General features: G+C 66.7%; 21 protein-coding genes, 2 tRNA genes, 1 pseudogene and 1 riboswitch. Of the genes and pseudogenes, 14 read left to right on the top strand and 10 right to left on the bottom strand.

Annotated features, from left to right (window positions below; genetic code table 11):
- Positions 1-2: 2 nt before the first annotated feature.
- A complete protein-coding gene (locus NG698_RS01395) occupies positions 3-641 on the bottom strand; it encodes a VOC family protein (RefSeq protein ID WP_056348211.1) in 639 nt (212 codons plus the stop codon).
- 208 nt (positions 642-849) lie between these two features.
- Positions 850-964: riboswitch (SAM riboswitch) on the top strand.
- A gap of 12 nt (positions 965-976) precedes the next feature.
- Here NG698_RS01395 and metX point away from each other — a divergent pair.
- Positions 977-2092, top strand: coding sequence for a homoserine O-acetyltransferase MetX (gene metX, locus NG698_RS01400; RefSeq protein WP_252607857.1), 1116 nt, complete (start codon positions 977-979; stop codon positions 2090-2092).
- A gap of 98 nt (positions 2093-2190) precedes the next feature.
- On the opposite strand, the gene NG698_RS01405 is transcribed toward metX, so the two are convergent.
- The 3 genes from NG698_RS01405 to NG698_RS01415 all read right to left on the bottom strand — a co-directional run bounded on the left by NG698_RS01405 (position 2191) and on the right by NG698_RS01415 (position 4885).
- On the bottom strand, positions 2191-2721 hold the full coding sequence (locus NG698_RS01405; protein ID WP_252607858.1) for a hypothetical protein: 531 nt from the start codon (positions 2719-2721) through the stop codon (positions 2191-2193).
- A gap of 13 nt (positions 2722-2734) precedes the next feature.
- Positions 2735-3943 carry a winged helix DNA-binding domain-containing protein gene (locus NG698_RS01410; RefSeq protein WP_252607859.1) on the bottom strand — a complete coding sequence of 403 codons (1209 nt, stop codon included), beginning with the start codon at positions 3941-3943 and terminating at the stop codon, positions 2735-2737.
- A gap of 93 nt (positions 3944-4036) precedes the next feature.
- Positions 4037-4885 (bottom strand): SGNH/GDSL hydrolase family protein, encoded by an 849-nt coding sequence (locus tag NG698_RS01415; protein ID WP_252600047.1) that lies wholly within the window; start codon positions 4883-4885, stop codon positions 4037-4039.
- A gap of 94 nt (positions 4886-4979) precedes the next feature.
- On the opposite strand from NG698_RS01415, the gene NG698_RS01420 reads away from it, so the two are divergent.
- Complete coding sequence (locus tag NG698_RS01420) at positions 4980-5630, top strand: alpha/beta hydrolase (RefSeq protein ID WP_252599973.1); 651 nt, start codon at positions 4980-4982, stop codon at positions 5628-5630.
- Between the two features lie 82 nt (positions 5631-5712).
- Here the strand turns inward: NG698_RS01420 and NG698_RS01425 are convergent, their stop codons facing one another.
- Complete coding sequence (locus tag NG698_RS01425) at positions 5713-5946, bottom strand: RNA-binding S4 domain-containing protein (protein WP_252607860.1); 234 nt, start codon at positions 5944-5946, stop codon at positions 5713-5715.
- 33 nt (positions 5947-5979) lie between these two features.
- Between NG698_RS01425 and NG698_RS01430 the strand changes: the two are divergent.
- The 3 genes and pseudogenes from NG698_RS01430 (at position 5980) to NG698_RS01440 (ending at position 9122) form a co-directional block, all read left to right on the top strand.
- A pseudogene (locus NG698_RS01430) lies at positions 5980-6577 on the top strand (DMT family transporter).
- A gap of 128 nt (positions 6578-6705) precedes the next feature.
- Positions 6706-8091 carry a glycine--tRNA ligase gene (locus tag NG698_RS01435; RefSeq protein WP_058929547.1) on the top strand — a complete coding sequence of 462 codons (1386 nt, stop codon included), beginning with the start codon at positions 6706-6708 and terminating at the stop codon, positions 8089-8091.
- Between the two features lie 2 nt (positions 8092-8093).
- Positions 8094-9122 carry a GNAT family N-acetyltransferase gene (locus NG698_RS01440; protein WP_252607861.1) on the top strand — a complete coding sequence of 343 codons (1029 nt, stop codon included), beginning with the start codon at positions 8094-8096 and terminating at the stop codon, positions 9120-9122.
- A 16-nt stretch (positions 9123-9138) separates the two neighbouring features.
- Here the strand turns inward: NG698_RS01440 and NG698_RS01445 are convergent, their stop codons facing one another.
- Positions 9139-9939 carry a DUF1295 domain-containing protein gene (locus tag NG698_RS01445; protein WP_252607862.1) on the bottom strand — a complete coding sequence of 267 codons (801 nt, stop codon included), beginning with the start codon at positions 9937-9939 and terminating at the stop codon, positions 9139-9141.
- Complete coding sequence (locus NG698_RS01450; protein WP_252607863.1) at positions 9936-10676, bottom strand: alpha/beta hydrolase; 741 nt, start codon at positions 10674-10676, stop codon at positions 9936-9938. The genes NG698_RS01445 and NG698_RS01450 overlap by 4 nt, the downstream gene beginning before the upstream one ends.
- Positions 10677-10756: 80 nt before the next feature.
- On the opposite strand from NG698_RS01450, the gene NG698_RS01455 reads away from it, so the two are divergent.
- The 6 genes from NG698_RS01455 (at position 10757) to NG698_RS01480 (ending at position 17088) form a co-directional block, all read left to right on the top strand.
- Positions 10757-12220 (top strand): YibE/F family protein, encoded by a 1464-nt coding sequence (locus NG698_RS01455; protein ID WP_252607864.1) that lies wholly within the window; start codon positions 10757-10759, stop codon positions 12218-12220.
- A gap of 76 nt (positions 12221-12296) precedes the next feature.
- Complete coding sequence (gene dusB, locus NG698_RS01460; protein WP_252599979.1) at positions 12297-13475, top strand: tRNA dihydrouridine synthase DusB; 1179 nt, start codon at positions 12297-12299, stop codon at positions 13473-13475.
- Complete coding sequence (locus NG698_RS01465) at positions 13459-14757, top strand: deoxyguanosinetriphosphate triphosphohydrolase (protein ID WP_252599980.1); 1299 nt, start codon at positions 13459-13461, stop codon at positions 14755-14757. Before dusB ends, NG698_RS01465 begins: the two co-directional genes overlap by 17 nt.
- Positions 14758-14809: 52 nt before the next feature.
- The gene (gene dnaG / locus NG698_RS01470; RefSeq protein WP_252607865.1) at positions 14810-16750 is read left to right on the top strand and encodes a DNA primase; all 1941 of its coding nucleotides are present in this window, start codon (positions 14810-14812) and stop codon (positions 16748-16750) included.
- Between the two features lie 67 nt (positions 16751-16817).
- Positions 16818-16890: transfer RNA gene (locus NG698_RS01475), tRNA-Asn, on the top strand.
- Between the two features lie 125 nt (positions 16891-17015).
- Positions 17016-17088 (top strand) — tRNA-Asn (locus tag NG698_RS01480).
- Between the two features lie 50 nt (positions 17089-17138).
- On the opposite strand, the gene NG698_RS01485 is transcribed toward NG698_RS01480, so the two are convergent.
- The 3 genes from NG698_RS01485 to NG698_RS01495 all read right to left on the bottom strand — a co-directional run bounded on the left by NG698_RS01485 (position 17139) and on the right by NG698_RS01495 (position 19061).
- Entirely contained in the window at positions 17139-17546 is a 408-nt protein-coding gene (locus NG698_RS01485) for a hypothetical protein (protein ID WP_252607866.1), read from the bottom strand.
- Between the two features lie 85 nt (positions 17547-17631).
- Complete coding sequence (locus NG698_RS01490) at positions 17632-17823, bottom strand: hypothetical protein (protein WP_252599983.1); 192 nt, start codon at positions 17821-17823, stop codon at positions 17632-17634.
- Between the two features lie 14 nt (positions 17824-17837).
- Positions 17838-19061, bottom strand: coding sequence for a multidrug effflux MFS transporter (locus tag NG698_RS01495; RefSeq protein ID WP_252599984.1), 1224 nt, complete (start codon positions 19059-19061; stop codon positions 17838-17840).
- A 190-nt stretch (positions 19062-19251) separates the two neighbouring features.
- Between NG698_RS01495 and NG698_RS01500 the strand changes: the two genes are divergently transcribed.
- From NG698_RS01500 to NG698_RS01510, 3 genes are all read left to right on the top strand, one after another.
- Positions 19252-20106 carry a phage holin family protein gene (locus NG698_RS01500; protein WP_252599985.1) on the top strand — a complete coding sequence of 285 codons (855 nt, stop codon included), beginning with the start codon at positions 19252-19254 and terminating at the stop codon, positions 20104-20106.
- Positions 20107-20184: 78 nt separating this feature from the next.
- A complete protein-coding gene (locus tag NG698_RS01505) occupies positions 20185-20808 on the top strand; it encodes a CDP-alcohol phosphatidyltransferase family protein (protein WP_252607867.1) in 624 nt (207 codons plus the stop codon).
- Entirely contained in the window at positions 20808-21716 is a 909-nt protein-coding gene (locus NG698_RS01510; protein ID WP_252607868.1) for a DMT family transporter, read from the top strand. Before NG698_RS01505 ends, NG698_RS01510 begins: the two co-directional genes overlap by 1 nt.
- Positions 21717-21746: the final 30 nt, after the last annotated feature.

The raw sequence follows: 21746 nt of genomic DNA on the forward strand, positions 1-21746 counted from the left end.
AATCAGATGGTGACTGCTCCGGTAGCGGTTTCGAAGGTTACTGACAGGATGCCCGGGGTTCCATGCGGAGCCACCCAGTCAACGGCCACATCCTCCAGCGGCTTCTCGACGGGCTCGCCCAGCCATTCCGTCACGCGTTCGGCGGAACCGGCTATGGTCAGGCAGCTCATCTTGACGTTGCTCTCATAGGCGTTGGACGGGTGCAAGGCGGGGTCACCCTCCCACTTGAGCATGTACGGGACCTGAGGGTCCGCGATCAGGCCCAGGATGCCGATCTGCTTCCAGACCAGCTCGCGGCCGTCCGGGAACTTGCGGTTGCCGTTGACGGCGGCACGGCCCAGGCGGTCTTCGAACGGAGCGAGGTCGTCCACCTCGACGCACCAGCCCATCCAGCCGCCGCCGGCTTCGGATCGGGCCCGGACAGCCTGCCCGAAGGGAGCCTTGTCCGATGCCGGGTGGTTCAGGACCTCCACGACTTCCAGGTATTTATGGCCCGCGAGGGGAATAATCATGTTCCGGGTTCCAAACCGGGGGTGCACGCCACCCTTCACTGCTTCAACGCCAAGGGCGGACGAGATACGTTCGGTGGTGGCAACGAGGCCATCTTGTTCACAGGCGTAAGAGACGTGATCCATGCGCATGCCATCATCTTGGCACTTTGTGATCCGGCTCTCAGCTAAGGGTAGCCTTACCGGAATCCTGATGCGTCAGGAGTGGACATTTCCGGGCGGCCAAGGGTGCGGCGGAGCCCAACAAAGACGCGGCAGGCCAGCCGCAGTAGGGCTCCCGCGAAGTCACAACCAGTCACACGCTTAGCAATAGACCGGGGCTGTTCGTACACTCGAAGCAGGTCATGAGTGCCAGCGACAGCCCCGGCTTGCTGGCCGGCAACCCTCTTTTGCGGCGGGGTGCCCCGGGTGAGGACCTGGCCTGCCGGTCAATTGACGGTGGGCAAGCGCGTAGAAAAGGTCCTTCCATGACGATTACGATTTCCCGTACCGCAGAACCCGGGAACGGTGTGGTCCGTTACGCCAGTATCGGCGGACTCGAGCTCGAAGCCGGCGGATACCTCCCGGAAGTCACCCTCGGCTATGAAACGTGGGGAACCCTCAACGCGGACGGCTCCAACGCCGTCCTGATTGAGCACGCCCTGACCGGAAGCACACACGTGACGCGCGGCGACAGCGACGAGCCCGGCTGGTGGGAACAGCTGGCCGGGCCGGGTGCGCCGGTGGACACGGACCGGTTCTTTGTGGTCTCCATCAACATCGTGGGCGGCTGCTACGGCTCCACTGGGCCGTCCTCGGATGCCCCGGACGGCAAGCCGTGGGGGTCCCGCTTTCCGTTGGTAACGCTGCGGGACACCACCGCGGCCGAGGCCAGGCTGGCTGACCAGCTGGGAATCCCGAGCTGGTACGCCGTGCTGGGCGGTTCCATGGGCGGCGCGCGGGCCCTGGAATGGGCGGTCACCTATCCGGAACGGGTTCAGCGGTGCGCCGTTATCTCGATCGGTGCCGCCAGCACCGCCGAACAGATCGCATTCGCCCAGGCGCAGACGCTCGCCATCCGCCAGGACAGTAATTTTAACAACGGCGACTACTACGGCGGTCCGCTGCCGGAGGACGGACTGGCCCTGGCACGGCGCATCGCGCACATCACCTACCGCTCCGCCGAGGAATTCCATGGCCGCTTCGGACGGTCGGCCCAGCACCCGGAGTCGCCGTTCCAGGCGGCAGCGCTGGGGGAGCGGGGCCGCTACCAGGTGGAAAGCTACCTGGACCACCAGGGCAAAAAGCTGGTGCGGCGCTTTGATGCCAACAGCTACATCGCCATCACCGACGCCCTGATGAGCCACGACGTCTGCCGCGGGCGGGGCTCGCTGAACGAGGCCTTGGGCCGGGCCACCGCCAGGTTCTTCGTGGCTGCCGTGGACAGCGACCGGCTGTACTTCCCGTCCCAGTCCCGTGAGCTGGCTGACGCCCTCCCGGGCGACGTGGACGTGCACGTTATTGAGGCCCCGATCGGCCACGACGGCTTCCTGACCGAGATCGGCCAGCTCGGCGTCCAACTCCGGAAGACCTTCCTCGTCTAAGCCCGAACGGACACTTGAGCCCCTGCTCTTAAACGCGAGAGGACACTCGAGGCCCCTGGAATCAGGGCCTCAAGTGTCCTCTCGCGCTGACTAAGCGATCAGCCGTTCATGATGTCGGAGCGGCGCTTCATGTAGTCCTCCATGGCCAGCTCGCCGTTGCTGTACTGCTGGTCGAGTTCGGCCAGCTTCCGGGCACGGTACCCTTGCGGGCCCGACGGCGGCAGGGGAATAGCGGGGGCGGCAGGCTGCTGCGGTGCTTCCGCGCGCTGCTCCGGCACCGGCTCGCCGTTGGGTTGCGGCTGGCCGGACGGCGGGAACTGCTGATCCGCAGAAGGAATCGGCTGCATGGGCGGCAACGGCTGGCTCGGCGGCAGGGGCTGCGGGCTCATGATCTGCCGGAAGCCGCCACTCATGTAATCCTGCTGCGTGTAGCCGTCACGGGGCTGCTTGTTCTGCGGCCCCGGGTACTGATCGCTGCCCGGGTACTGCCCGCCGCCTGGAAACTGCTCGGGGTAGCGGCCGGAAAAGCTCTGCTCCTGATTCCGTTTGTTCACGGATTTCCGGTACATCCGCATCGCCATCGGTATCACGAACGACAGAATGATGATCCAGAAAAACAAGCTGTTCACGGTGTAGCGCCTCTCATATGTGTCCTTCCAGCTTAACCCCGGAGCCCACACGCGCGGCCGGGATCCCCAGGAAGGCCCCGTACCGGTCCACGGCGTCCTGCACGGCATCTTCCGTGGCCCGGTCCGCGGCAGCGGACAGCCGGATATCCAGCTCACAGCGGCCGGAGAACATGGTGTGCCGCCAGCAGCCGGCCATCCGCCCGTCCAGCAGCACCACATGCATCGGATCCCCGGCGACCGGGAACGCCGGAGCGCTGCCGCCCAGATCGTGCCGAGTTGCTGAATAGCCCATCACGTATTCGTCGTAGCACTGGATCAGGTCGATCCGCGGTCCTGCCGCGGCCGTGGCGTTGCCGGCCTCCGAACCGCCCTCCGCGCCGGCGTCGAAATAATGCTCGACGCCGTCAATCACCAACGTTGCCAGCGTTTCGGGAGCAGCCGCCAGGGTCTGTTGGAGGCCGAGGCGCACGTCGGCCATGGTGAGCCCGGACCAATCGGCGCAGTCCTTGACGGTGGCCGGACCGCGGCTGGTGAAGTAGCGCCGGACGAGCTCGCTGAGCGCTTCGGCCCGGGTGGGAGGCCCGGGCGGGCCGGCAGGTACACGCTCGTCAAAAAGGGCGTAGGTCTGCTTCAGGGACCCGCCCCGGCTGCGCACTGGCGACCCGCTGGTCAGGATTCCGCTGATCTCGGCGTGCATGATCAGGTAGGCCAGCTGGAAGCCGGTGGCCGCGAACCCTTCGTCCTGCAGCCGCGAGGCCAGCTGTTCGCGGGTCAGGTGTGAGCCGCCCCGGACGGCTTCGGCCAGGACCTGTCCGCTCCGGTCAGCGGCGGCGGCATCAATCCCGGTCTGCCGGGACATGCCCGCGTTGCCCTGGTGAAGCCGCGGCGCGGACAAGGCCGTCAGCCAGCGAAGGTCCTCGCGGTGCACAAAATGCCAGGTGGGCCGCAGGATATGGGTGCGCAGGATGCGCCCGTCGGACACCGCCTCCTCCACCTCCGCGGCTGTGGCCACCGAAGTCGAGGTGGCAGCAACCCGGTGAGACGGGGCCCCAACGGCAGGTCCAAGACTGCCGGTCCTTTGCGCCAGGCTCCAGCGGGCGTAAGGAAACTCCTGCGCCTGGACAGCCAGCAAGTGCCGGACGGCGTCCTCCGGGGCGCCCAGGCCGGGCCCGCGCAGCCGTTGGGCGTGAAGCCGCCGCCGCACTACCTCATCCGGATTCATGCCCGTCCGGGGGAGCTGTCCCGGGGTCACGCCGGGCCGCCGGTCACGCCGGGCCGCCGGTCACGCCGGGCCGCCGGTCACGCCGGGCCGCCGCTAGCGCCGGGCGTCGGTGGTGCCCAGCGGCCCCTCGCCGGAACCCAACGGAACGCCCGGGCCGAACACGGGTCCCGGCGTCGGGCGTTTTGCGGTGATTCCGTCGCCGGAGGAGCGGTGGCGCAGCCGCCGCACCACCCACGGGACAAAGTACTCGCGGGCCCACACCAGGTCCTCGGAGCGGGCTGTCCGCCACGTGCGGGTGGGCAGGGGCTTGGGCCGGAGAGGCTCGAGCGTGTGGTCCACGTTGAGCGATTCCAGCACCATGGCGGCGATGGTGTGGTGTCCCAGCGGCGAAAAATGCAGGCGGTCTTCGTCCCACATCTGCGGATCGTTCAGCTGCTTGAGCGACCACATGTCGGCGATGATGGCGTCATGGCGGGCGGCCACTGTGCGGAGGTTCTCGTTGTAGATGGCCACCTTGCTGCGGATCCGTCCCAGGACCGAGGATCCGGTATCCGGACCGTTGAACAGCACCACCGTGGCGCCGCCCGTGGCCAGGATCTGGACCACTGAATCAAGTTTTTCGGCGAGGGCGTCGGGGTCGCCGCCCGGCCTGATGAGATCGTTGCCGCCGGCGGAAAGGGTTATCAGGTCCGGCTTAAGCGCCAGGCACGGAGCGAGCTGTTGGTCCACGATCTGCTGCAGCAGCCGGCCGCGGACGGCCAGGTTGGCATAGGCGAAGTCCGCCTGGCCCCTGCCCAGTTCCTCGGCCACGCGGTCCGCCCAGCCGCGGAAGCCGCCGGGGCTTGTGGGGTCCGGGTCGCCGATGCCCTCGGTGAACGAATCTCCCATCGCCACATAGCGGCTCCAGGGGTGGGCTTCCGTGGCCCTGGGCGGGCTCTGCATGGCTTTTGTGTCATTCACGGTCCTATCCTGCCTCCTTGCTCACAAGCTACGCCACCGTAGGTAGTTACCGCCGGGTAACTGTAAGAATGGAACCATGACTGACGCCCAAGTATTTCCCGCCCCCGTTGTTCTGTGGTCCCGGCCGGAGGACCAGCGCACCGGAAAGCCGCTGCTGGTGCTGCTCCACGGCTACGGCGCCAACGAACAGGACTTGCTTAGCCTGGCGGATATGCTTCCCGAAGACTTTGTAGTTGCTTCGCTCCGGGCGCCCCTGGCTACGGGCCCCGGGTTTATGTGGTTCCCCCTGACGGCCTCCATCGAATACACGCTCGACGCCGTCAAAGCTGGCGCCGGTTACGTGCAGGACTGGATTGACACCGTCAAGGCCGACCACCCGACGGTGACGCTGCTCGGCTTTTCCATGGGAATGGCGATGGCCACCACGCTGCTCCGGCAGCGCCCCGCTGACTACGCCGCCGTCGTCGGGCTTTCCGGTTTTGTGGTCAACGCGGACGGGGACCCCACGTTCAAGGATGGCGAACTGGACGGTACAGTGCCGCTCTTCTGGGGCCGCGACCAGCAGGACCCCGTGATCACGCCCGACAAGATCGAGTACACCATGGGCTGGGTGCGCGGGCACGTCAAGCTCACCAAGGTCCTATACACGGGCATGTGGCACGGCATCAACCAGCAGGAAATCGGGCACGTCTCCGAGTTCCTGACGCACGAGGTGCTGAACAAATAAACGTACGACGGCGGCCGGCGGCACAGTGCCGCCGGCCGCTTACGCTGTCCTCACCGACTGAGGCTGAGCCAGGCCTGTTAAATCAGGCTTCCGGTGCCACAACCTGCACGGTCTGCCCGTTGACGGTGACGGTGTCGCCGTGGTGCAGCTGGCGTCCGCGGCGGTCCTCGATCTCGCCGTTGACCTTGACGAGTCCATTTTTGATCAGCTCGGCGGCTTCCACGCCGTCCTCCACCAGGCTGGCGAGCTTCAGGAGCTGGCCAAGACGGATCATGCTGTCGCGGATGGGGATCTCTTGAATGTCCTGGTTGCTCATACAAGCAATAATGCCTGACGTAAGGTGAATCCAATGACCCACACCCCACGGATGCCGCGCTTCGCGGGGCTCCCGCTGGCCGTCGGCGCGGGACTGGCCATTCCCGTCCAGGGCCGGATCAACGGGGCCCTCGGCGTCCGGCTCAACGACGGCATCGCCTCGGCCGTGGTGGGTTTCAGCACCGACCTGGTGGTGATGATCCTGATCTCCCTGATCCTGCCCAGCGGCCGCGCCGGTCTGGCCAGGATCCTGCCGGCGGTCCGGACCCGGGCTTTCCCGCCCGTATACGTGCTGGCCGGCGGCATCGGCGCCCTATTTGTCTTCGCGCAGTCCTTCACCGTGGGCATCCTGGGCGTGGCACTGTTTACCGTCGCCGCCGTGACCGGGCAGACCCTGAGCGGGCTGCTGGTGGACCGGCTGGGCATCGGAGCTGGGAGTGCTGGTGACCGGGCTCGGCATGATCGCCGGACAGCTCCTTGGCTCCCTGGGGCTGGACCTCCTGGTGCCGGCCCCCGGGAGCGTCGTGGCCCCGGCCACCGTCCTGGGCACACTGCTGACGCTGGCCGCCATCATCCTGGCCACACTGCCGTGGCCGCGGGGCGCCTTCCGGAGGCAGCGGCCGGTAGGCTAGGACACGCAGTTCTCTGCATCTCGTTCCTTCGCCCGCCCCGCCCGCACCCAGCGGTGATGCACCCACGTGCAGCGGGGCCAGATACCCGCGGACCGCACCCAGCGGCCCTGTAGAAATTGGAGTCCACCATGGCAGCAAAATCCGTACTCGACCAGGTCATTTCCCTTTCCAAGCGAAGGGGCTTTGTGTTCCAGGCCGGTGAAATCTACGGAGGCTCGCGCTCTGCCTGGGACTACGGACCCCTCGGCGCCGAGCTGAAGGAAAACATCAAGCGCCAGTGGTGGCAGTCCATGGTCCGCGGCCGCGAGGACGTGGTGGGCCTGGATTCCTCCGTCATCCTGCCCCGCCAGGTATGGGAAGCCTCCGGCCACGTTGATGTCTTCTCGGACCCGCTCGTGGAGTGCCTCTCCTGCCACAAGCGCTACCGTGCCGACCACCTCGAGGAAGAGTACGAAGAAAAGAAGGGCCGCCCCGCCGAGAACGGCCTGAAGGACATTGCCTGCGTCAACTGCGGCACGCGCGGCGAATGGACCGAACCCCAGGAGTTCTCCGGCCTGCTCAAGACCTTCCTCGGCCCGGTGGCCAGCGACGAAGGCATGCACTACCTGCGCCCCGAAACGGCCCAGGGCATATTCGTGAACTTCAGCAACGTCCTGACCACCTCCCGCAAGAAGCCGCCCTTCGGCATCGGCCAGATCGGCAAGTCCTTCCGGAACGAGATCACACCGGGCAACTTCATCTTCCGCACCCGTGAGTTCGAGCAGATGGAAATGGAGTTCTTCGTCGAGCCCGGCACGGACGAAGAGTGGCACCAGTACTGGATGAAAGAGCGCATGTCCTGGTACACCGGCCTGGGCATCCGGGAAGAGAACCTGCGCTTCTTCGAGCACCCGCTGGACAAGCTCAGCCACTACTCCAAGGGCACCACGGACATCGAATACCGCTTCGGCTTCCAGGGCTCCGAATGGGGCGAGCTCGAAGGCATCGCCAACCGCACCGACTTCGACCTCTCCACGCACTCCAAGGCCTCCGGCCAGGACCTGAGCTACTTCAACCAGGCCACCAACGAGCGCTACACCCCGTACGTGATCGAGCCGGCCGCAGGCCTGACCCGTTCCTTCATGGCGTTCCTGGTGGACGCGTACACCGAGGACGAGGCACCCAACGCCAAGGGCGGCGTCGACGTCCGTACCGTCCTGCGCCTTGACCCGCGCCTGGCCCCCGTCAAGGCTGCGGTGCTGCCGTTGAGCCGCAACGAGGACCTCTCGCCGAAGGCCAAGGACCTGGGCGCGCAGCTGCGCAAGAACTGGAACATCGACTTCGACGACGCCGGCGCGATCGGCCGCCGCTACCGCCGCCAGGATGAGATCGGCACCCCGTTCTGCATCACCGTGGACTTCGACACCCTCGAGGACCAGGCCGTGACCATCCGTGAACGCGACTCCATGAGCCAGGAACGCGTCTCGCTGGACAAGGTGGAAGGCTACTTGGCCGCCCGCCTGATCGGCGCCTGAGCATGGCGATCGAATACCGCGAATGGCGTGAGGGCGATGACCTGACGCTGCTGGAAATCTGGGGCGGCCCGGAGACCGAGCAGGCCCGGCAGTTCCGCGGTGCCCTGACCGTCTCCTCAGCCGGCACGGACGGCACCCCCTGGCGGCGCTGCATCGTGGCCGAGGACGTCATTGACGGCGTCGGCATTCCGGTGGCGGCGGGCATGGTTTACGAGGCCTCGCTGCACCCGGAGCGGCTGTGGACCTACATCGAGGTGGCGCGCGATCACCGCCGCGCCGGCATCGGTGCCACGCTCCTGACCATGCTGCGCCGCGAAGCCGAGCAGGCGCCGTCGGGCGTTACCCGGCTGCGCGCGAAAGTGCAGCCGGGCACTCCGGGGGCCGCGTTCGCCGAGGCGTTCGGGCTCGCGCCCATCCAGCGTTCCCGGCTGGTGGTGGTGGAGCCGGGCGCACTCAAGCTGCCCGTGTTCCCTGCGAAGAACGACGGCGGCGGGCTGGCCAACGACGAAAACGCCGGCTCCGACGTCGTGATGGACCTCGCCACCGGCTCGGTTGAGCTGACCGACGTCGTGGGGCGGTATTACACGTCGATCCACGGCTGGGATTCGCCGGGCGTGCTGTCGGTGGGGCAGGTGCAGAAGCTGTTCCTGGATGACCTCACCGGCGCCCACGGTGCGCTGGTGCTGCGCGCCGAGCCGGGATCCGCCTTTGGCGCCGGGGTTTCCCCCAGCAAGAAGGGCCGGATCCGTGCCTTTGCGGTGAGCTATGCGGAGGCAGCCCAGGACCCGACGGCGGATGCTTCGGCCCAGGGCGCAAAGGCCACGGATGTGTTTGTGGGCCACGAACCCGCGCTTGAGGCAGACGACGCCGCAGCCGCCGTCCGTGACCTGCTCTCGCTCCTCGCGTACCAGCACCCGGTCATGCTGGAACTGGACGATTCGATGACCGCGCTGCGCGCCGCCGTCGAGCCCTTGCTGGAATCCGGCAAGGCGCGCCAGGCCGGTGCCGAAACGCTGATCGTCTCGGACTGACCCCGCCCGGGGGAGGTTACCGGCGTTTAGGCGGCCACGGGATGAAGCCGCTGGTTGCCTCGACGTATTCCCGGTAACCGGGCCGCCCGGACATCGCCTTTTCCGTCAAGGGCTTCCCGGTCTTCCCGGCCAGCGTCCACACCATCAGTGCCGGGGACAGGATGGTCAGGATGCCCGGCCAGGAGTCTGCGGCGATGAGGAACAGCCCCGTCCAGATAGCCGCGTCGCCGAAATAGTTGGGATGCCGGGTATACCGCCACAAACCGGTATCCAACACCGTGCCGCGGCGGGACGTATCCTTCTTGAACCGGGCCAGCTGCCAGTCGCCCACGGTCTCTAACACAAACCCCGTCACCCACAGCAGGACGCCGAGCCCGGCCACCCACCCCACAGGTCCGGTGGCGAACATCCCCACCTGCAGCGTCAGGGACACAAAAAACATAACCACGCCCTGCGGCAGGTAGACACGGCGGAGCGCAGACGCGTTCCTGGATCCGGCCGCCGGGTCCAGCAGGGCCTTGTAACGCGGGTCTTCATGTCCGTCGCGCGCCCGCCAGCCAATATGGCCGCCCAGCCGCAACCCCCAGACCGCCGTCAGCAGAAGCAACAAGGCGCGGCGGGTGTCATCGCCCGATCCGGCCGACAGGAACCAGGACACTACGGCCACCGCGACGAAGCCGGGGCCCCACGCGACGTCCATCACCGAGTGCCGGCCCTGCCGCACGGCCACACCAAACGTCAGCGCCAGGACCGCCAGGACCGCCAGTGCTGTCCAGGGCAACGACGCCGCGAACGCCGGCCAGGGAAAAGGGCTCACATGGCCACCTCAGCGGCGGACCCTGGCACCAGTTCAGCCAGCTTGCTCGAGGCCTGGTGTGTGAACCGCGTGCGCTCGGCGAAAGCCTTCATCACAAAACCGGTGGCCAGCGTGTGCCACAGCCGGCCGCGGCGCACCATAAAATGCCCGGCACCGCGCAGCGAAACATACTGCATGGAGGCTGCTGTCCCGGTGGCTCGGCGCGCAAACGCCAAGGACTGGGACGGGCTGGTCATATGGTCTCCCGTGCCGTGGACAATCAAGACCTTGCGTCCGGCGAGCGGGGTGGCGGGTGTCTCCGTGCCGAGCCACGGGGCCAGCGCCACCACGGCGTCCACCTGCGGATGGTCCGCGGCGGTCACGGCGGTGAGGCCGCCCATTGAGTGCCCCACCAGATACACGGGAACCCCAGGGTGCTGCGCACTGATTTGCTGGAGGGCCCAGCGGGCATCCTGCAGTGCGGACCTGTCCGGCCCGTTCCAGCCACGCACGCTGTTCCGCAGGGACCACACCGCCAGCCCGTGGTCCTTCCCGGCACGGTGCAGGTGACGGGCGAACGTGACCATGCGCAGCGGGCTCAGGTGGCGGGCCTCCACGGGCTCATAGCTGTGTGCTTTGCCCCCGTGCAGGACCAGTGCCACGCCCCGCGTTGTCCCGGGGGCCGCCAGCACAGTGAGTGCCGCCTCCCGCCTCGCAGCAGGTTCGTTGGTGTGGAATTCAGTCCTGCGGTCCGTCACGCGTGGTTCCTCCCGGTTCCTGATATTTACCAACCTTAAGGCGCCGGACGTAGAGTTCAAGGTATGAGGTTCAACTGCTGATGGGCTCCGGTCACACCCACGTTTCAACAGATCATTCGGAGCCGACGGCCCAGGCGATTGCTGCCCGCCGGAAGGCGAACCGCATCCTGGCCGCGGTGCTGGTGCCGCTGACGCTTCTGACCCTGGCGGGCATGGCCATGCTGTGGCCGTCCGGGTCCAAGGACGGCATCTCCCTTGCCAGCCCCTATTCGGCGGCGCCCGGCGTCACCTTCGATACGGGCAAGATCCAGAGCGTCGTGGAAGAAAGCTGCATGCAGGGCTCCGCCGCCCCTGGCCAATCCTCGGACACCAGCGGCCAGCCCGCCCCCGCCGGCTCCGACTGCATGTTTGCCTTTACTGAACCGGACCAGGGCGGCAGCCCCGTCAAAGTGGTGATCAGTCCGGATGTGGCGAAATCACACGGCGTAAAACCGGGTGACCAGATCAGGTACCTGAACCTTTCCAACGCCCAGGGCGCCTCGGCGTCGCAGGGGTCCCCGAGCTACATCTTTGTTGACTTCGTCCGGACCCTGCCCATCGTGATACTGGCGCTCCTCTATGCCCTGGTGGTCATCGCGGTGGCGCGCTGGCGTGGATTCCGGGCACTCCTGGGGCTGGTGGGCGCGTACTTCGTCCTTGCCGGCTTTATGCTGCCCGGCCTGGTGGAGGGAAAACCTCCCCTGCTGCTGGCGCTGGTGGGGTCAACGGTGATCATGATCGGGGTCCTGTATTTTGCCCACGGTTTCTCCGCGCGGACATCCACGGCACTGCTGGGCACCATGTTCGGCCTGGCCATCACGGCGCTGCTGGCAGCTTGGGCCACCGACGCCGCCAACCTGGCCGGGGTGGGCAGCCATGACGCCACCACCCTCATCAATACCTCGGCCAACATCTCCATTTCCGGGGTGATCCTGTGCGGCCTCATCATCTCCGGACTCGGTGTCCTGAACGATGTCACCATCACGCAGTCCTCCGCCGTTTGGGAACTCTACGAGTTGGCTCCCGGCACCAGCGCCCGCAAACTCTTCACCTCGGCCATGCGGATCGGCCGGGACCATATCGCCTCCACGGTGTACACCATCGCGTTCGCCTACGCCGGCGCAGCCTTGCCCATCCTGATCATCGTGATGCTGTACAACCGGCCGCTGGGGGACACCCTGACCAGCGCCGAGCTTTCCGAGGAAGTCATTCGCACCCTCGTCGGCTCCATAGGCCTGGTCCTCGCCATCCCCGTAACCACCCTGATCGCCGTGCTGGTGGTTAAGGCCACCGGCGTCAGGACGGCGGGTCAGCCCGCCATTGGCGTCCCGGACGAAGACCGCCGCCCCGATGGCACCTCGGGCGCTGCTTCCATCAACGCGGACGACGTCGGCGATACCGGTGCGCTCGCAGCGGCCGCCTTTGAGAGGCGGTCACGGCAGTCCACGGAAGATTCCGCCGATCCTGCCACCACCTGGAGGGGGCGCCGGGCAGACCGCGGCTGAACGGCAACTGAACGAAGCCATGGCGACCCAAATGGGCTCGGCGCGCCGATTTGCCCGCCTTTGCGACAATGGACAGGTGACTGTTACCGCAACGCCTCCCGCCCCCAAGCTGGAACTCCCGCCCCTGAAGCTGGGCCCCATCACGGTGGACACCCCCGTGATCCTGGCTCCCATGGCGGGCATCACCAACTCCGCTTTTCGTCGTTTGTGCCGTGAATACGGCGGCGGCCTGTACGTGGCGGAGATGGTCACTTCACGCGCCCTCGTTGAACGCACACCCGAATCCCTGCGCATCATCTCGCACGACGACGACGAAAAAGTCCGCTCCGTCCAGCTGTACGGCGTGGACCCCGTTACCGTGGGCCAGGCAGTGCGCATGCTTGTCGAAGAGGACCGCGCGGACCATATCGACCTGAACTTCGGCTGCCCCGTTCCCAAGGTGACCCGGCGCGGCGGCGGGTCCGCCCTGCCCTGGAAGACCGATCTCTTCACCTCGATTGTCCAGACCGCGGTCAAGGAAGCGTCCAAGGGCAATGTCCCGCTCACCATCAAGATGCGCAAGGGCATCGACGATGACCACCTGACGTACCTCGACGCCGGCCGGATCGCCCGCGATGCCGGGGTCGCCGCCGTCGCTCTCCACGGCCGCACCGCTGCGCAGTTCTACTCCGGCCAGGCCGACTGGACCGCAATCGCCCGCCTGCGCGAGGCGCTCCCGGACATCCCTGTCCTGGGCAACGGCGATATCTGGTCCGCGGAAGATGCTGTCCGGATGGTCCGCGAAACCGGCGTCGACGGCGTGGTGGTGGGCCGTGGCTGCCAGGGCCGCCCGTGGCTGTTCGGCGACCTGATGGCGGCCTTCGAGGGAAGCGATGTCCGCCACCAGCCGGACCTGGGCAAGGTGGCCGAGAGCGTCTACCGGCACGCTGAGCTGATGGTGGAAACCTTCGGTGATGAAGGCAAAGCGCTCCGGGAGATCCGCAAGCACATGGCCTGGTATTTCAAGGGCTATGTGGTGGGCAGTGAACTGCGGACCAAACTGGCCATGGTGACCAGCCTGGAGGTGCTGCGCGACACGCTGGACCAGCTGGACCTGGGCTCGCCGTACCCCGGCGTGGATGCCGAAGGCCCGCGCGGCCGCGCAGGCTCGCCCAAAAAGCCGGCCCTGCCCAAGGACTGGCTGGAATCCCGTGCCCTGAACGCCGCGCAGTCCCAGGACATCTCCGCCGCGGAGCTGGATGTTTCCGGTGGCTGAGACGCGCACCACGGCGCAGGCCCTGCCCGGCTACGAGGCCCACGATTCCGCCCGCTGGGTGGAGGAACCGCCCAAAAACAACTACCGCTCCGACTTTGAGCGGGACCGCGCCCGGGTGCTGCACTCTTCCGCCCTGCGCCGCCTCGGCGCGAAAACGCAGGTAGTTGCCCCGGACACCGACGACTTCGTCCGCACCCGGCTGACCCACAGCCTCGAGGTTGCCCAGGTGGGACGGGAACTGGGCCGCGCCCTGGGCTGCGACCCGGACGTGGTGGACACCGCCTGCCTGAGCCATGACCTGGGGCACCCGCCGTTCGGGCACAACGGCGAGTCCGCCCTGAACGAGGTGGCGCATGCCATCGGCGGCTTCGAAGGCAACGCCCAGACCCTCCGGCTCCTCACCCGGCTGGAGCCCAAGGTCCTGGCCACCGACGGGCGCCCGGCCGGCCTGAACCTCACGAGGGCCAGCCTGGATGCCGCGGCCAAATACCCTTGGTCCGCGCTGAACGCGCCGGTGATCCACGGCCAGCGCACCAGCAAGTTCGGCGCCTATGAGGACGATCTGCCCATCTTCAACTGGATCAGGGAGGGTGCGCCGGAACGCCGCTCGTGCCTGGAGGCGCAGGTTATGGACCTGGCCGACGACATTTCCTATTCCGTGCACGACGTCGAGGACGCGATCGTGGCCGGGCACTTCCAGCTGCGCTGGATGGACAACCCGGACCACCGGGCCCGTGTGGTGGGCTACGCCAAGCAGTGGTACCTCCCGCACAACGACCCCGCCGCGATCGACGCCGCCCTGGCCCGGTTGGAAGCCACCGACGTGTGGGTCCGCGAGGCCGACGGCAGCCGCAAGTCCATGGCCGCCCTGAAGAACATGACTAGCCAGCTGATCGGCCGGTTCTGCCAGAGCGCCCTGGAGGCCACCCGTGCCGTCTACGGCCCGGAAAACCTCACGCGGTACAGCGCCGAGCTGATGGTCCCGGACGAGACGGTCATGGAGATCGCGGTGATGAAGGGCCTGGCCACCACGTTTGTGATGACCACCGAACACCGCCAGCCCATCTACGAGCGCCAGCGCGAGGTGCTGCACGCGCTGGTCACCGCCCTGAACGCCACGGGGGACCGCCACCTGGAGCCGATGTTCGCGGCTGACTGGCGGGACGCGCCCGACGACGGCGCGCGGCTCAGGGTGGTCATCGATCAGGTGGCGTCGCTGACAGACGGCTCGGCGCTGGCAATGTACGAACGGCTTGTGGGGAGCCTTCCCTCGCTGTGGTGACAGACGCCATAGCGACGCGTTCGCTGTCGGACCCCGGGACTAGGATGGCTCTGTGGCTGGCCTGATCAAACGTGAAGACATAGACGAAGTACGCCAGCGCACGGACATCAAGGAAGTGGTTGACGGCTACGTCACGCTCAAGGGTGCCGGGCTGGGAACCTACAAGGGCCTGTGCCCCTTCCACGACGAGCGGTCGCCGTCGTTCACCGTGCGCCCCCAGGTGGGCAGGTACCACTGCTTCGGGTGCGGCGAAGACGGGGACGTCATCGCCTTTGTGCAGAAACAGGACCACACCTCTTTCCACGAGGCAGTGGAAAAGCTGGCGGCCCGCATCGGGTACGAACTGCGCTACGAAGACGGCGGCACCGGCCCCAACCGTGAGGAAGTGGGCAAGCGCCAGCGCCTCCTGGATGCCCACAAAATCGCCGATGAGTACTTCCGCGCCCAGCTGCTGACGCCCGGGGCCGCCGAAGGCCGGAACTTCCTGTTCGGCCGCGGCTTTGACCGCGCCGCCTCGGAGCAGTTCGGCGTGGGCTACGCGCCGCAGGGCTGGGATGCGCTGCTGAAGCACCTGCGCGGCCGTGGCTTCACGGACCAGGAGCTGAAGCTAACGGGCATGTTCTCCGAAGGCAACCGGGGCATCTATGACCGGTTCCGTGGCAGGCTCATCTGGCCCATCCGCGATATCGCCGGCGACACCATCGGCTTCGGCGCCCGCAAACTCTACGAGGACGACCAGGGGCCCAAATACCTCAACACTCCCGAAACCACGCTCTACAAGAAGTCCCAGGTGCTCTACGGGATCGACCTCGCCAAGCGCAGCATCGCCAAAGACCGCCAGCTCGTGGTGGTGGAGGGATACACCGACGTGATGGCCTGCCACCTGGCGGGAATTCCGACGGCGGTGGCCACCTGCGGCACGGCGTTCGGCACCGAGCACATTAAGATCGCCCGCCGCTTGCTATCCGACGACGGCACCGGGGGAGAGGTCATCTTCACCTTTGACGGTGACGCCGCCGGGCAGAAGGCGGCACTGCGTGCCTTCGAGGAAGACCAGCGCTTTACCGCCCAGACCTATGTTGCCGTGGAGCCCACCGGCGCCGACCCCTGCGACCTGCGCCAAAGCAGGGGCGACGCCGCCGTGCAGGACCTGATCGCCACGCGCCGGCCGCTGTTCGAGTTTGCCATCAAGGCCACGCTCAGGCGCCACAACCTGGACACCGTGGAGGGCCGGGTGGCCGCGCTGCGGGAATCGGCTCCGGTGGTGGCGCAGATCCGCGACGCAGCCATCAGGCCCGAGTATGCCCGGGAACTGGCCGGCTGGCTCGGCATCTCGGTTGAAGACGTCAGCCGGGCTGTGGGCGTCGCCATGAAGCGTGCCGCCCCGGGCGGGCCGGCTGCACCGGGAACGCCCGCCGGTGCCCCGGGCCAGATGGCGTCCGCCGCGGCGGGTTCCGCCCAGGCGGGCGGACCCGGCGTGGCTGCCGGGCCGACGTCGGGCGCCGTCCCTTCCTACCAGCGGCCCGACCCCCGGGACCCCGTGGCCTCCATGGAGCGGCAGGCGCTGGAAGTGGCGCTGCAGGAGTCCGCCCTTCTGGGCGGCGGCATCTGGGAGCGCTTCGCGGCCGCACGGTTCGTAACGCCGGCGTTCCAGGCCGTGCACGACGCCATGCGCGCCTCGGGTCCCGGACTTATCGGTGAGCCCCTGCGCTGGGTGGAACAAGTGATGCACGAAGTCCCGGAACCCCTCCGGCCGCTGGTGTCCGAGCTTGCTGTGGTGCCGCTTCCCGCGAGCACCGCTGAAGCCGTCCAGAAGTACTGCAAGGACATTCTGTCCCGGCTGTTCGAGCTCCAGATCACGAGGATCAAGGCGGACAAGATGGGCCAGCTGCAACGGCTGGATCCGGCAGCGAACCCTGAGGATTTCCAGCGGCTCAACAGGGAACTGATGATGCTCGAAATGGAGCGCCGGGCACTGCGCTCGGACGCCTGAAACGCGCCGATTTCACTCCTGATTTCGCTTCCAGCGGGTGTCTTTGTTAGGCTGGTACCCGCTTCATTCCTCCTTAGCTCAATTGGCAGAGCATTCGACTGTTAATCGAAGGGTTGCTGGTTCAAGTCCAGCAGGAGGAGCGCACAATCCCCGTTCCGGATCTCCGGAACGGGGATTTTTTTATACCCGGGGAGGGTATTTCGTGGTGTACCGCCGCCGATTTCCCATTCCTGGGAAAGCTTTGCTAAGGTCGTACCTGCTTCATTCCTCCTTAGCTCAATTGGCAGAGCATTCGACTGTTAATCGAAGGGTTGCTGGTTCAAGTCCAGCAGGAGGAGCAAACAAACAAAAGATCCCCGGCCTCTGTGAGGGCGGGGATCTTTTGCATTCACACAAAGTCCATTTCCACCTGCAGGAAGCGCTCAGCCTCGGCAATGGCCGCGCGGAAGGCGTCCTGCTCGGTGGGGTACTTGCGGGGCTCGCGCGGATGCCATTCATGGGGTGCTGAATACACGCGGACGAAGCCGGAGGCCGGTGGTGCGTAGAAGATCCCGAAGCGCTGCACGGGCCACTCAGGCGAGGTCTCCGGGGCCACCAGGAGGGCGGCGTTGAAGGCGGCGTTGAACCACTGCGCGATGGGCCGCCGCCGGTCGTCCGTGAAGAGTCCGGCGGCATAGAGGGCCGCGGACTGCTGGCCGGTTTGGGCGCACAGCCGGTCCCACCACATGGGCAATATGCCTGAGTCGCAACGTTGCCATGTGGCCGGGGGCGGCGAGTGGAACTGCCAGCGGGGCACGGATTCATTTTATCGTGGGAAAGCTCCCGGGCGGCAGGGGTGGGCCCTCCCCGGTGGACCGGGATTTGGCGCCACGTCCCAACAGCTAGGGACGGTTCCAGGGGCCCGGGTTGACCCGGTACAGCAGGGCAGCACCTGCCAGCGCGCCGAGGATGATGCCGATGGCGCCACTGCCGAACACGCGCCCAAGGAAGTAACCGGCGACGGCGCCCAGCACCGCCCCGAGGAACAGTCCCCGGGGGTTGCGGTGCGGTTTGCGTTTTGTGGGTTTCATCATTGGGTCGACGGGGTTCAGTGGATCGAGGGCACGCTGCGGGGCCTGACGACCAGCCAGAGGCCCGCTATCGCCACCAGTATGCAAGCGGCCTGAACGGCGCCCATGGGGGTGGAGCTGGTGATGCCCAGCCACCCCGCCACCGGTGAAACCAGGCCGGCCATCAGGAAGGTCGCGGCACCCAGGAGGGACGCGGCCGTCCCGGCCTGTGCGCCGTGGCTGCTCAGGGCCAGCACCTGCACGCAGGGGAATGTAAAGCCTGCGCCCATGATGTAGAACCAGAGCGGAACCATCACACCCCAGAGCCCCAGGCCGGCCTGGTCAAAGACCACGATCAGCAGGGCCATAAGGAACATCCAGGCTGTGGAACAAGCAAGGATCCATTGCGGCGGGACAGTACGGATGAGCCTGGAGCTGGTCTGGACGCCGGCCACAATGCCCAGGGAATTGATGCCGAACAGCAGGCCGTATTCCTGCGGCGAGAACCCGAAAATGTCCTGGAACAGGAACGGCGACGCGGACAGGTAGGTGAAGAGGCCAGCGAAGTTCATGCCGCCCACCACCAACAGGCCCACGAAGATCCGGTCCGTAAAAAGAACTTTGTAGCGCTGGCCGGCGGTCATTCCGGTCAGGCCGCGTTTCTCCGGTGGCAGTGTTTCGCGGACCAAAACGAGCGCGGCGATGATCACCAGGGTGCCGTAGCCGGCCAGGAACACGAAGATTCCCGGCCAGGGCATCACCAGGAGCAGCTGCGATCCGATCACCGGGGCCAGGATCGGTGCCAGCCCGTTCACCAGGGCCATGCGCGAGAACATCCGGACCATGGCATAGCCGGAGAACAGGTCCCGCACCATTGCCATCGCCACCACGCCGCCGCCCGCAGCACCCACGCCCATGAGGACGCGGAAGAGGCCCAGCGTGGAGATATCGGTGGACAGGGCTGCTCCCACGGAGGAGGCAATGTGCAGGGCCGTGGCCAGGATCAGCGGGAGCCGCCGGCCGAACTTGTCGCTGAAGGGGCCCACCACCAGCTGGCCGAGGGCAAAGCCGACGGTGGTGCCGGCCAGTGTCAGCTGAACCTGGGCCTCGGTGACCCCGAGGCTCGCTTCCAGTGCCGGGAACGCAGGCAGGTACAGGTCGATCGTGAACGGACCCAACGCGGTGAGGGCGCCGAGGAGGAGGATGTACAACAGTTTCCGGCGGCGGGTCAGCGAATCGCCCGGATTCGAGGGAGTGGTCACGGAGATCAATCCTAGGCCCCGGAAGTTCCATCTTTCCGGGGTTGCAGGCGCGCCGTGCGGCCAACCCGGAAGTTTGCGCTGAACCTGAATGATAGTTTTGGGGGCGGGACCGTGCTGCCGCGGGCTCCCACAGCACACGGATGCCGAACCAACCAGGCAGCAGACTACGCAACAAGTTAGGCGGGAACCGATGAGCGGACGTCACACCGGGCGCACCAGCCAGGGATTGCGGATCACCGCGCTGCCCAGGACGCTGAAACTTCTTTTCCGTCTGGCCCCTCGCCAACTCAACGATGAAATCGCCTTCGCCAAGATCGAGCTGAAGCGCAAGGGCATCCAGGTAGGTGTCGCCGCAGCCTTCTTCGCCGTTGCGCTTATTTTTGTGGCTTTCCTGGTGGTTGGCCTGATCGTGGCCGCCATTATGGGCCTGGCCACCATCATGCCGGCGTGGCTCGCCGCGCTGCTCGTCTGCGCCCTGTTCCTGGTCATCGCCCTCATTGGCGGCCTGATCGGCGTTCGCAAATTCAAGCAGGCCATGCCCCTGGTCCCGGCCGAGACCATCCGCGGCATCAAACACGATCTCGGCATCGCCAAGGAAGGCTCGGACTTCAACGCCGCGCTGCTCGATCCGGCCAGCCCGGAGGCCAAGGCCGCCAAGGCTGCCAAGGACGAGGCTGCCGCGAAGGCCAAGGCCGAGAAGGAAGCCAAGGCCGAGGCGCACAAAAAAGAGTTCCCGCAGGCCTCCGAACCCGAGCTTCACCGCCGCCTGGAGCAGCGCCGGCGCCACCTGGCCCAGATCCGCGACGAACTGGATACCGAGCTCGACATCAAGCCGCAGGCCATGTTCCTGCTGGGCGCTGCCAAGGAAAAACTGGGGGAGGGCAAGGCTGCCGTCGAACATGGCGCTGCCAAGGCCAGCCAAAAGTTCGCTGACTTCTCCGGATCCCCGGACGGCGCCGGCGTCCGCTGGAAGCCACTTGCCGCACTTGCAGCCTCCGCAACTATCTTTGTGGTGCTCCTGCGCCGGCTGCTGCGGAACCCCTAACAACACAACACGTCACACTGGGCTCTGAAGTCACACTGGGCTCTGAAGTCACACTGGGCTCTAAGGAAGGGGGACGGATTGAGGTTCATCGGCGCTGGTGCGCGGCCCGGCCGCCCCCAGGTTGACCACGACCGCGTCTTCACCATCCCCAACGCCCTGACAGTGCTGCGCTTTATGGGCGTACCACTTTTTGTCTGGCTCGTGCTGGCCCAGAAGGACTATGGGACCGCCGTTGTGGTCCTGGTGGTCATGGCGGGAACCGACTGGATTGATGGCTACGTGGCCCGCCGCTTCGACCAGGCGTCCAAGCTCGGCCGCGTCATGGATCCGCTGGCTGACCGGCTTGCCCTGATCGCGGTGGCGGTCACCCTGGTGATTGCCGGCGTCGTCCATTGGCTGTACCTGGCCGCACTCCTGGTGCCTGACGCCGTGCTCCTGGTGCTGACGCTCTCCTACTTCCGGGGCCACCCGGACCTGCCAGTGAGCCGTGTGGGCAAAGTCCGCACCGGACTCCTGCTCCTGGGCACACCCCTGCTGGTCCTGTCGCGATTGGACACCCCTTTCGCCGGGCCGCTGTATGTTGCGGCCTGGATCGTGCTGGGACTTGGGCTCGCCGGCCACTGGATTGCCGCGTACAACTATTTCTGGGCCATCCTGCGGAAGGGCCGTATGCAGTCCCATCACGACGGCGGCACCGCCTGATGGTATGGGTGGCGGTTCTGCTGGCGGTGCTTGGGGCATTCTGCCTTGCCTTTGGTGCGCAGAAGCAGGGGAGCGCCGTCAAAGCCGACACCGGCGGGCTGGCGCTGAGTTCAAACGGCTTCCTCCGCCTGCTCCGCAATCCGCGGTGGGTGCTGGGACTTCTCCTGCTGTGCCTCGGGATGGGAATGAACGCGGTGGCCCTGGTCTCCGCGCCGCTGACGGTGGTGCAGCCGATCGGCGCCATTGCGCTGGTCATTACCACCGTGGTGAACGCCCGCGACCAGGACATCACCATCAACCGGGCCACCATGGTGTCCATCGCGGCCTGCGTGACAGGTTCCGCACTTTTTGTCCTGCTCGCCGTCAACGTGACGCAGGAGAACCACCATGTGAGCCAGGAGGACGAGCTCACCATCGTGCTGCTGCTGGCACTGGCCGTCGGCGTGTTCGGCACCCTGGCGGTCATGTTCCGGCACCGGATGAGCGCGTTTGTCTACATCCTCGGCGCCGGCGTCCTGTTCGGCTTTGTCGCGGTGCTGACGCGCATCATCGGCAAGCACCTGCTGGACCCCAACGGGCTGGCCCTGCTCAATGTCCAGTGGTATTCGGTGGTGGCCATCGCGGCGGCCGGCGGCCTGGGTTCCTGGTTTGTGCAGAGCGCCTACTCGGGCGGCCCGCCGGACCTTGTCATCGCCGGGCTGACGGTCATCGACCCGATCGTGGGCATCGCCATCGGCATCGTGATCCTGGGCGAGCTGCGCCCGGACGTCCACGCCGTGATGGCGATTGCCATGGCTACGGCTGCTTCGCTTGCTATCGTGGGGGTGATCGCCCTTTCCAGGCACCATCCCGAGGTCACCAAGCGCAGGAAAGATGCGCGGAAGGCGGCGGGCAGGGCGTCCCACTAGCTTGTTACCCAACTCGCGCACCTTCATGAC

Origin of the sequence: Pseudarthrobacter raffinosi (assembly GCF_023913735.1) — a bacterium.
GTDB classification, from domain to species: Bacteria; Actinomycetota; Actinomycetes; order Actinomycetales; family Micrococcaceae; genus Arthrobacter; species Arthrobacter raffinosi.

Bases quoted from the DNA above. Each gene is read 5' to 3' on its own strand.
- NG698_RS01420 (WP_252599973.1), top strand. From the start codon at position 4,980: ATGACTGACGCCCAAGTATTTCCCGCCCCCGTTGTTCTGTGGTCCCGG.
- NG698_RS01415 (WP_252600047.1), bottom strand. From the start codon at position 4,885: ATGCAGAGCCCGCCCAGGGCCACGGAAGCCCACCCCTGGAGCCGCTAT.
- NG698_RS01410 (WP_252607859.1), bottom strand. From the start codon at position 3,943: ATGAATCCGGATGAGGTAGTGCGGCGGCGGCTTCACGCCCAACGGCTG.
- NG698_RS01440 (WP_252607861.1), top strand. From the start codon at position 8,094: ATGGCGATCGAATACCGCGAATGGCGTGAGGGCGATGACCTGACGCTG.
- NG698_RS01500 (WP_252599985.1), top strand. From the start codon at position 19,252: ATGAGCGGACGTCACACCGGGCGCACCAGCCAGGGATTGCGGATCACC.
- NG698_RS01455 (WP_252607864.1), top strand. From the start codon at position 10,757: ATGGGCTCCGGTCACACCCACGTTTCAACAGATCATTCGGAGCCGACG.
- NG698_RS01510 (WP_252607868.1), top strand. From the start codon at position 20,808: ATGGTATGGGTGGCGGTTCTGCTGGCGGTGCTTGGGGCATTCTGCCTT.
- NG698_RS01425 (WP_252607860.1), bottom strand. From the start codon at position 5,946: ATGAGCAACCAGGACATTCAAGAGATCCCCATCCGCGACAGCATGATC.
- NG698_RS01465 (WP_252599980.1), top strand. From the start codon at position 13,459: ATGTTTCCGGTGGCTGAGACGCGCACCACGGCGCAGGCCCTGCCCGGC.
- metX (WP_252607857.1), top strand. From the start codon at position 977: ATGACGATTACGATTTCCCGTACCGCAGAACCCGGGAACGGTGTGGTC.
- NG698_RS01490 (WP_252599983.1), bottom strand. From the start codon at position 17,823: ATGATGAAACCCACAAAACGCAAACCGCACCGCAACCCCCGGGGACTG.
- NG698_RS01395 (WP_056348211.1), bottom strand. From the start codon at position 641: ATGCGCATGGATCACGTCTCTTACGCCTGTGAACAAGATGGCCTCGTT.
- NG698_RS01435 (WP_058929547.1), top strand. From the start codon at position 6,706: ATGGCAGCAAAATCCGTACTCGACCAGGTCATTTCCCTTTCCAAGCGA.